The following is a 6852-nucleotide window of genomic DNA, read 5'->3' on the forward strand; positions in this document are numbered from 1 at the left end:
TTTGCCGTGCATGGTCACATGGAGTGACCCGACGGACGAGATGACAGACGAATGACTTCAGAAGACGTAAGGAAGGAAGAATGGATCTTCAACAAAGCGGCGAGGAGCTGAAACGCGGTTTGAAAAACCGCCATATCCAGCTCATCGCACTGGGCGGCGCCATCGGCACCGGCCTATTTCTCGGCATTGCCCAGACCATCAAGATGGCGGGCCCCTCCGTGCTGCTTGGCTATGCCATCGGTGGTTTTATCGCCTTCCTGATCATGCGCCAGCTGGGCGAGATGGTGGTGGAAGAGCCGGTAGCCGGCTCCTTCAGCCACTTCGCCTACAAATACTGGGGTGACTTCGCCGGCTTTGCCTCCGGCTGGAACTACTGGGTGCTCTACGTACTGGTGAGCATGGCCGAGCTGACTGCGGTGGGCATTTATGTCCAGTACTGGTGGCCCGAGATCCCGACCTGGATGTCGGCGGCCTTCTTCTTCGTGCTGATCAACGCCATCAACCTCTCCAACGTCAAGGCGTTTGGCGAGATGGAATTCTGGTTCGCCATCATCAAGGTGGTGGCCATCATCGGCATGATTGGCTTTGGCGGCTACCTGCTGGCCAGCGGCAACGGCGGCCCGGACGCCAGCATCAGCAACCTGTGGGCCCAGGGCGGCTTCTTCCCCAACGGCATCAGCGGTCTGGTGATGGCGATGGCGGTGATCATGTTCTCGTTTGGCGGGCTCGAGCTGGTCGGTATCACGGCCGCCGAGGCCGACAATCCCGAGAAGAGCATCCCCAAGGCCACCAATCAGGTGATCTACCGGATCCTCATCTTCTACATCGGTGCCCTGGCCGTGCTGATGTCCCTCTACCCCTGGGGCAAGGTGGTGGAGGGTGGCAGTCCCTTCGTCATGATCTTCCACGCACTGGACAGCAATCTGGTGGCCACCGTGCTCAACATGGTGGTACTAACCGCGGCCCTGTCGGTTTACAACAGCTGTGTCTACTGCAACAGCCGCATGCTGTTTGGTCTGGCCAAGCAGGGCAACGGCCCGCGCAGCCTGCTCAAGACCAACAAGAGCGGTGTGCCTGTGGTGGCCATCTCCGTCTCCGCCGCGGCAACCCTGCTGTGCGTACTCATCAACTACCTGATGCCGGGCAAGGCGTTCGAGCTGTTGATGGCGCTGGTGGTCTCCGCCCTGGTCATCAACTGGGCCATGATAAGCTTGGCGCACCTGAAGTTTCGCAAGAGCAAGCAAGCCGAAGGCGTGGTTCCCAAGTTCAAGGCGTTCTGGTACCCGTTCGGCAACTACCTCTGCCTCGCCTTCATGGCCGGCATCCTGGTCATCATGTACCTGACCCCGGGCATCCAGATCTCGGTACTGCTCATCCCGGTCTGGATCATCGTGCTGGCCATCGGCTATCAGTTCAAGCAGAAGCGCCGGGCTCGCGTCGCGGCCAACCTGGGTTGATGGCATCAACTTCATCGCCCCTCAAAAGCCGGTCACTGACCGGCTTTTTTCTAGCCGGCGCTCCCTCCGCGAACCAACATCCATATCGGCCCCCCCTCTTCACCTATGCAGATGGCCCTGAGCCGGGTCAACCTCAAGCGCGGGCCGTCACAGCCCGACAAAGTCTGTCAGCAAGAGGGCTTCTCCCTGAAAGCAACAAGCCCGAGACACTGGGCTCGGGCTTGGAGACGACAAGGGGCGAAAGCCGCTGGATTATTCCAGCAGGAAGACGGCTTCCACGTTGTCGGTAATGCTGATCTGCTGCTGTTGATAGCTGTTTTCCATCATGTCGGCGGCGGGCGACATGGCGGCAGCCTTGAGGGCCCGGCTGTAGATCGGCATGGGGGTATTGTTGCGATATTCGACGCTGTAAACCTTGCCGAGCTTCATGCCAAATGCCTTGGCCAGCGACTCCGCCTTGCTTCTGGCATCCTCAACCGCACCGAGGCGAGCCTGTTCTTTCATGGCTTGCGGTGTCTTTAGGCCGTATTCAATCTGGGAAACGGACTCCAGCCCGGCCTTGAGCGCGGTGTCCATCAGCTCGCTCAGCTTGTCGAGTTGATAGAGCTTGACCGCCAGCTGGCGCTGGGCACGATAACCCACCAGTTCCGGCTTCTTGTTCTGCGGATACTGATACTCCGGGGAGATCACCAGATTGCCCGCCTCAACGTCAGTGCGCTTGATGCCCAGCCCTTCGAGCTGACCAAAGAAGGCGGCGACCTTGCCATCCACCTGCTGTTTGGCCTTGATGCCCTGTTTCTCCAGCGCTGTCACGGAGACATTCAGGGTCAGCATGTCGGGCTCTGCTTTTTGCTCGGCATAGCCGCTCACCACCAGATGTGGAGCCTGCGGCACTTCGATGGCAAACAGGGGAGCACTGACCACCAGAGCGGACAGGGTAAGAAGGGGACGCCACATAAAAAAAGACCTCAATCTATTGGAGTGAGGTCATTATGCCCGTCGCCGAATGGGATTCATATATCGTGCAACGGCGGGATCTGATCCAGTACCTGATTGGTCATGTCGATATTGATGCTGATCTCACTGCCAGCCGGCTCCGGATGGCCAGCCGTTACGGGGGAGGCACTGCGGGAGCTGAGCAGCACATCATCATCAAAGTGGAAGGAGTCCCACGACAGAACGTGTCCGGCCAGCGGGGTGACCGGGTCTGCCATGGTATCCACCGTCAGAGGGGCGCAGTCGATGTTGTCGGAATGACCAAGCAGATCCTGCAGGCTGATATCGCTCAGACTTTGCAGCGTATACTCCTGCTCCCCCTGCTCATGGCCAACCAGCACCATCATATGAGGTGGCTGCTCACCCTGGGCCGGCGTGAAGGAAATGGTTGCCGCAGCAAAGTCCACATTCAGTGAACCCGCTACCTCGCCATCATCGCTCTCCAGATCCAGCGCATCAATCCGATCACCCGCCATCGTGGCGTGATAGCCAAACTGGCCGGTACAGGTAATACTGCCCTGCCCGTCCCAGCTATAGCGAATGCCATCGATATCGATCCAATTAAATGACTGCATGGTGACCCTCTCCTGTACTGCCGCTATCTTAGCCGCCCCCTCAGTCAAAAAACAGGGGCCAGGCATGGCCCGGCCCCGTTCACTGGTTACGGATCAACCTTGAGGTTGCCGTCATCAAGCAGCTGCTTGATGATGTCGTGGTTGGTTGTGAGCCCTCCGTTTTGATCCAGATCCAGGTTGCCCTGGAACTGGACGGTCAATTGAGAGCCGCCACTCGCCGATCCGTTCGTGTCTATGGTCAGCTTGTTGGTCGTGGTGTCGAACTGCAGATAGTTGTTGAGCACCGTGGCCAGATCATTGTTGTTGAACCCAGAGGGAACACCGACCAGCAGATCCGACAGATCCAGCACATCCCCCCCGTTGGACGGGTTGCCCAGCGTGAAGTCGGTAATGGTGTCGGTACTGCCATCCGCATCGCCAGCAATCCACTTGAAGGTATCGCTGCCAGCGCCCCCCGTCATGGTGTCGCTGCCCAGACCACCGATCAACAGATCGTTGCCATCTCCTCCTTGCAATATGTCGTTGCCAATTCCGCCGATCAGGGTGTCATTGCCGGATTCCCCATAGAGGGTATCGTTGCCGCTGCCACCATCCAGCACATCATTGCCCGACCCGCCAACCAGGGTGTCTTTGCCTCCCATCCCGTACAGCAGATCATCACCATCACCACCCGACAGGATGTTGTCCAGGCTGTTGCCCGTGATGCTGTCTCCAAAGTCGGACCCGATGGCGTGCCCTTGCGTACTGGTCAGGGTCACATTCACCGCGCTGGCGGAGTCTTCGTAGTCCACGGTAAAGGGGGCATCCGGCAGCAGGCTCAGACCGATGTTGCTGTGAACGGCATCGCCATCGCCGTCCGTCAGTGTGACCGGCAACTGCAAGTTGACCGGAATACCCGGGGTCGCCACGCTGGAGCCGAAGTCGCCAATCTTGAAGGTGCTCCCTGCGGCATAGTGGAACTCCAGACTGTTGTAACCATCTGCTGTATACGCCGCCAGTTTGGTATTGGAGATCACCCCGGCAACTGTCGCGACATAAGCCACACCAGCGGTCGGATCGTCATCGGTAAAGTTGACCGTGAAGCTATGGCCTCCCACCGAGACAACCTGGGACATTCCGGCTCCGATACTGACAATCCTGGTTGAACCGTTGTAGCTGATTGCCACGGCGGTCAGCGACTCCTTGTTGCCATCGCCAATATCGTTGTCATTGTCCACATCCTGACGGGCTACCAGTTTTACACTGGAGCTGCTATTGATCGCCGTAAACATGGCGGAGGCACCATTTACATCGTAGTGAGCCTCAAAGGCATGGGTCTGGTTCGCCAGGACACCGTAGGAGCCACCACTAACCGGGTTACCGGTCAGATCGATGACAAAGTCTATCCGCATCGCCTCACCCGACCCGACGGATGAACCGCTACTGATCCCCCCCGTGTTGGCAGAGGTGTTGACGGTACCGCCATCCACACCATTGGTCATCGCCGTCAGCAGCAGATCCTTGCTGTCGTCATTGGCTAGCGTGTTAAAACCGGCCCAGGACGCATTGCCGCCAACGAAGTCGTAACCCCCGCCGTTGAAGTCGATGGTGGTTTGCCCGCCATCCACTTCACCAATCATCTGGATCTGATAAGTCCCGGATGCAGGTTGCAAGGTGGCAATGAACACGGTGCCGGCCGCCGTTGTAGCTGTCAGGGTGATACCATCCGACGACAAGGCGTAAGTGATGGGCAAGCCACCCGAGGTCAGGCCACTGCTGCCATTCAGACTGCTGTCAAAGCGGATCGAACCACCATCAGCCCCGTAGTTGTTCAACAGCGAGCCATCGCCATCCAGCAGGAAGGTCTCAGTAAGCCCGGACTGGTTCAGCATGACTCCCATTGCGGGCGTCATGACAAGAGGCACATCATCTTCAACCTGCACGATGAAATCCCGCACCAGAGTCACATTGTCCGGTCCTTCATGGGCAGTGATCGCGCTGGAGAGGTTCAACGCCTTCAGTTCCAGATCATTGCCATCAGCCTGAGCATGATCTATCGGCCCCTGCAGGGTGAAGGTGTAATCACCATCCGCCTCCACCGCCAGCGTAAAGATCGGTTTGCTGCCGGCCATGGCCACCAGGGTATCCACCCCGACACCATGGACGATGCTGTAGGTGATCGGCACACCGCCTGAGGTCAACGCCGGCAAACCTGCTGTGCTGCCAACACCGAAACTGACGCCGGCGCTGTCAATCACCATATGGGCCAGTGAACCGCCCACGGTTGTCAGGGACGGGTCGTTGCCAGGCAGGCCGGTGGGCAAGCCATCCTCGAATACGGAGGCCGTGATCGGTGTAGTATCCAGCACCAGTATCTTCAGCAAGGCACTGGAGGTGTCACCATCTGCATCCACTATGGTGTAGGTAAAGGTCTCCAACGTATCCACTGCTACATCATTGGGCGGTGTGTAGGAGTAGGAGCCGTCGGCATTGACCACCAACTGGCCACCCAGAGGCGTAGTCATGGGACCCGTTGTTCCTCCTTGCACCAGGAAGGTCACGACATTGCCATTGATGCTGTCGGCAACCCCCACATACGCAGCCGGATTGCTGACGGTGAAACTGACCTGGAACACGGTTGCAGGGGCATCGGCGCCTGCACTGTCCACGCCGGCAGTCGCATCCACATCCGTGATCACATTGCCAGTGGCAGGAGGCGGCACAGTCGCCTGCAAAGTGGCATCCAGGTCATAGATATTGTTGACCAGCGTCACCGCATCCCCGTTGTCCTCCACCAGTCCCAGCTGGGCGATCGCCGAAGCATTGCCGCTCACGTTCAGACCAACGGCGTAAACTTCAACGTTGTTGTTGTTCACAAAGCTGGTCCAGCCGGCGGGGACATTGCCTTCATTGGGCGCACCATCCGACAGGAAATAGACCTTGGTTTCATACCCGGCCAAGGCAGGGTTTGCCAAATCCGTTGTCAGTTGATTCTGTGCCAGTACCAGAGGGGCGTTGTAGTTGGTACCACCGCCATCCGTCGGCAAACCGGAAATGCTGGCCTTGGCCACATCAGGATCACTGGTTTGCGGGATCAGGACTGCACCACTGGCAAAATCAATGACCGTAATGACCAATGGAACCCCCAGAGCCACATACGAGTCGATCATGTGGTTCAGGGCATCTTTGGCCAGTTCCAGACGGTTTGGCGAGCCATTTGACGTCGTACCTATCTGCCACAACATGCTGCCCGAGGTATCGATCACCATCACGAGGTTGAAAGGCGGCAACCCAGCCTCGGTAATGACGATGCTGTTGTCCTTGGCTGTCGGCACATCGTCTTCAAAGTTGATGTTGCCGCCCAGGTCCGCACTCACCGTCCCGGTCGCAGTGTCGTTGTCGCCATCCACCACCGTCACGGTCGCACTCAGCAGCACCTTGCCATTGGCCAGGCTGATGAGGTTGTTGTCGTTGCTGTTGTCCACGTCCTCCGGCAGATGGTCCAGCTCCGCCGACTGCGTCAGCGTCACCGTGCCATTGCTCGCCACGCTGATGCGGAACACTTCCCCGTCCGTGGTCGAACCCACAATGTCGTTGCCCACCTTGGTCAGGGTGATGGCCAGCCCGTTGCTGGTCAGTCCGCTGTTGCTGTCGGTCACGCTCAGGCTGTAGCCGCTCACCGTGGTGCTGCCCGGACCGTCCGCCCCATAGTTCGGCACCGCCGCTGCCAGGAATGCCGCCGCAAAGCTGCCGGTCGCCGTGTCACTGGCCGCACCGATGGTCTGCGCATCCTGGGTAGTCAGGGTGATGCCACCGTCCGCCACCGCATTGATGGTCACGCTCGG

Annotated in this window: 4 protein-coding genes; 1 reads left to right on the forward strand and 3 read right to left on the reverse strand. The window is 58.7% G+C overall.

The window, feature by feature from the left end:
- Positions 1–80 precede the first annotated feature (80 nt).
- Positions 81–1457 (forward strand): amino acid permease, encoded by a 1377-nt coding sequence (locus AB5Y81_RS14220; RefSeq protein ID WP_017778779.1) that lies wholly within the window; start codon positions 81–83, stop codon positions 1455–1457.
- A gap of 252 nt (positions 1458–1709) precedes the next feature.
- On the opposite strand, the gene AB5Y81_RS14225 is transcribed toward AB5Y81_RS14220, so the two are convergent.
- From AB5Y81_RS14225 to AB5Y81_RS14235, 3 genes are all read right to left on the reverse strand, one after another.
- On the reverse strand, positions 1710–2414 hold the full coding sequence (locus tag AB5Y81_RS14225) for an SIMPL domain-containing protein (protein WP_017783052.1): 705 nt from the start codon (positions 2412–2414) through the stop codon (positions 1710–1712).
- 56 nt (positions 2415–2470) lie between these two features.
- On the reverse strand, positions 2471–3028 hold the full coding sequence (locus tag AB5Y81_RS14230; RefSeq protein ID WP_017764162.1) for a hypothetical protein: 558 nt from the start codon (positions 3026–3028) through the stop codon (positions 2471–2473).
- Positions 3029–3114: 86 nt separating this feature from the next.
- Complete coding sequence (locus tag AB5Y81_RS14235; RefSeq protein WP_368146707.1) at positions 3115–6846, reverse strand: type I secretion C-terminal target domain-containing protein; 3732 nt, start codon at positions 6844–6846, stop codon at positions 3115–3117.
- Between the last annotated feature and the right edge of the window lie 6 nt (positions 6847–6852).

Origin of the sequence: Aeromonas sp. s2 (assembly GCF_040907935.1) — a bacterium.
Classification (GTDB): Bacteria; Pseudomonadota; Gammaproteobacteria; order Enterobacterales; family Aeromonadaceae; genus Aeromonas; species Aeromonas dhakensis.